Genomic DNA, 2,136 nt, shown 5'->3' on the forward strand with positions numbered 1-2,136 from the left:
AATATACATCACATATGAACTATATAACTACTAGACAAGGAATCGACAGTGGATAAAAGGTTATTCTTTCTGATCAACATGGCTCAGCACCGAATGTTTAAGTTTGCAGATACCCAGTGCGAGCAACGCCTGGGGATTCCAGTCACTCAAGCTGCTGCACTGATGTTCATTGCTAAAAATGAAGGCTGTTTACAGAAAACGCTGTCACAAGCATTGGGTTTGAATAACTCTGCAGTCACCGGTTTGGTTGGCCGAATGCAAAAGAACGGCATTATTGAGCGCAAAGGATGTGCCGAAGACGGCAGAGCATCAAGGTTATTTTTGTCTGACGAGGGTAAAAATAAATTACCGATACTCTACCCACTTATCCAGCAAGTAAACGAGAAGCTCAGTGAAGAATTTTCAGAAGAAGAGCTTGAAACCGTCAGTCGCTTCCTAAACAAGGTGATCGACATTTTTAAATAAGTACGCGGTATTCAATATGAGTCAATTTCTAGCAATGTTCCAACAAATGGGCCCAGAGATGTTTTCGAAGGGCGTTGCTCAAATCGCACCTTACTTTGGGACAATTGACCCAGAAGTCATTGACCTTAAACCAGGCTATTGTGAAGTTAGCTTGAAAAACCAAAAGAAGGTGCACAACCATATCGGTACCGTTCATGCCATTGCAATGTGTAACGCTGCTGAATTAGCAGGCGGTATGACAACTGACGTCTCGATTCCCGCTGGTGCCCGATGGGTTCCTCAAGGTATGACTGTTGAATATATCGCAAAAGCTAAAACAGACCTTAAAGTTGTGTGTGAAGCGGCAGACGTCGATTTTTCACAGGAAGGCAAGGTAGTCGTGCCCGTAGCAGCGTATGACACAGAAGGAACCAAGTGCTTTACCGCTGATATTACGATGAATGTGAAGCATAAGTAGGTTGATTGCTCCGCCCATTCTTTAAACATAGGCAGAGGATTCCATTCCCTCGCAGGATCAACCCTTGCTTGCCCGTCTGCGAGCCGTGGAAGACTCTGCCTACAATCAATCAGTCTTAATAATCGTCGTTAACTGGATAGGCGATTGAACCAGCTTCTCTTTACCCTCAATCATTGGATAAAATACATAATAACCTTTGTCAGGTACTGAAGTAACCTTCCCTCCTTTTATGTAGAAAGGTTTATCAAAGCCCTGAATATGAACCTCATAATCCCCCCCCTAACATCGTATCCATCGTTCGACTGGCATTGTTAATTTTGTCGCAAGCACTCAAGCCTGCAAGCAACAATACAGTGACTAATATGCCAAACACCTTTTTCATACCTCGATCCCTTTCTTCATCATACTCGTTGTTAATTCAATATTTATTCAACACAAAAGGCACTGCTTCCTCAATCTCAAAAGCCAACTCAAGCAAGCGTTTATCTTCTCCAAACTGTGCAAAGAACTGGACGCCAACAGGCACCTGTTTTTGACTAACGCCAATAGGCAAAGCAATCGAAGGCGCGCCCGAGACATTGTGAATCGCACAATAAGGTACAAAATGCTTTAGGCGCTCTATAGCACTTTCAAATTCTACGTCAGGCGCAAGATAGCCTATTTTCGGCGGTGGGTGCCCTAAAACTGGCGATAACATAAGGTCATAGTTAGCCATTTCTTGTTGATAAACATTAGTAAAACCCAGTAAGCGTTTAATCGCTAAAGGCGCTTTAAGTATATGTTTTCGGAAGTGCTTACTTAACCCAAGGGTCAGCGGTTCGAGCTTTTTCTTATTTAACTTAGTACCAAACAGAACGCTACCTGTTGTAGAAAAAATCGACGCCATCATTCCCCAATAGAGCAAGAAGTCGTCCCCAAAAGCAGGGTCAAATGGAAACGAAACTTCTTCCACATCATGCCCTAAATCACTGCATATTCTGGCCGCCTGATGCACGGCTGCCGCATTGTCTGAATCACTATAAAGATGGCCAGGGCCATCTGTATAAAAGCCGATTCTAAGTCGCTTTTTAGCGGGGCCGGTGATTTCACCCAGCGCAGGTAGTTTTCGGTTGAGATAAAACTTTTCAGCTTCGGAATAAAACATCGCCGTATCGCGAACACTACGGCTTAGAATTCCCTGGTGCCCCAAATTGATAGGTAATAAATGGGACCCT

The 2,136-nt window shown here is 43.8% G+C and carries 3 protein-coding genes; 2 read left to right on the forward strand and 1 reads right to left on the reverse strand.

Going from position 1 to position 2,136, the window contains the following annotated elements; genetic code table 11:
• Positions 1–48 precede the first annotated feature (48 nt).
• Positions 49–465, forward strand: a complete 417-nt coding sequence (locus tag A3766_RS17150) for a MarR family winged helix-turn-helix transcriptional regulator (RefSeq protein WP_082865504.1) — start codon at positions 49–51, stop codon at positions 463–465.
• Between the two features lie 16 nt (positions 466–481).
• Positions 482–922, forward strand: coding sequence for a hotdog fold domain-containing protein (locus tag A3766_RS17155; protein ID WP_068507593.1), 441 nt, complete (start codon positions 482–484; stop codon positions 920–922).
• Between the two features lie 418 nt (positions 923–1,340).
• Here A3766_RS17155 and A3766_RS17160 read toward each other — a convergent pair.
• A partial coding sequence (locus A3766_RS17160; protein ID WP_255375549.1) for an amidase family protein occupies positions 1,341–2,136 on the reverse strand: 796 nt, incomplete at its 5' end.

The sequence above is a fragment of the Oleiphilus sp. HI0132 genome (genome assembly GCF_001635845.1).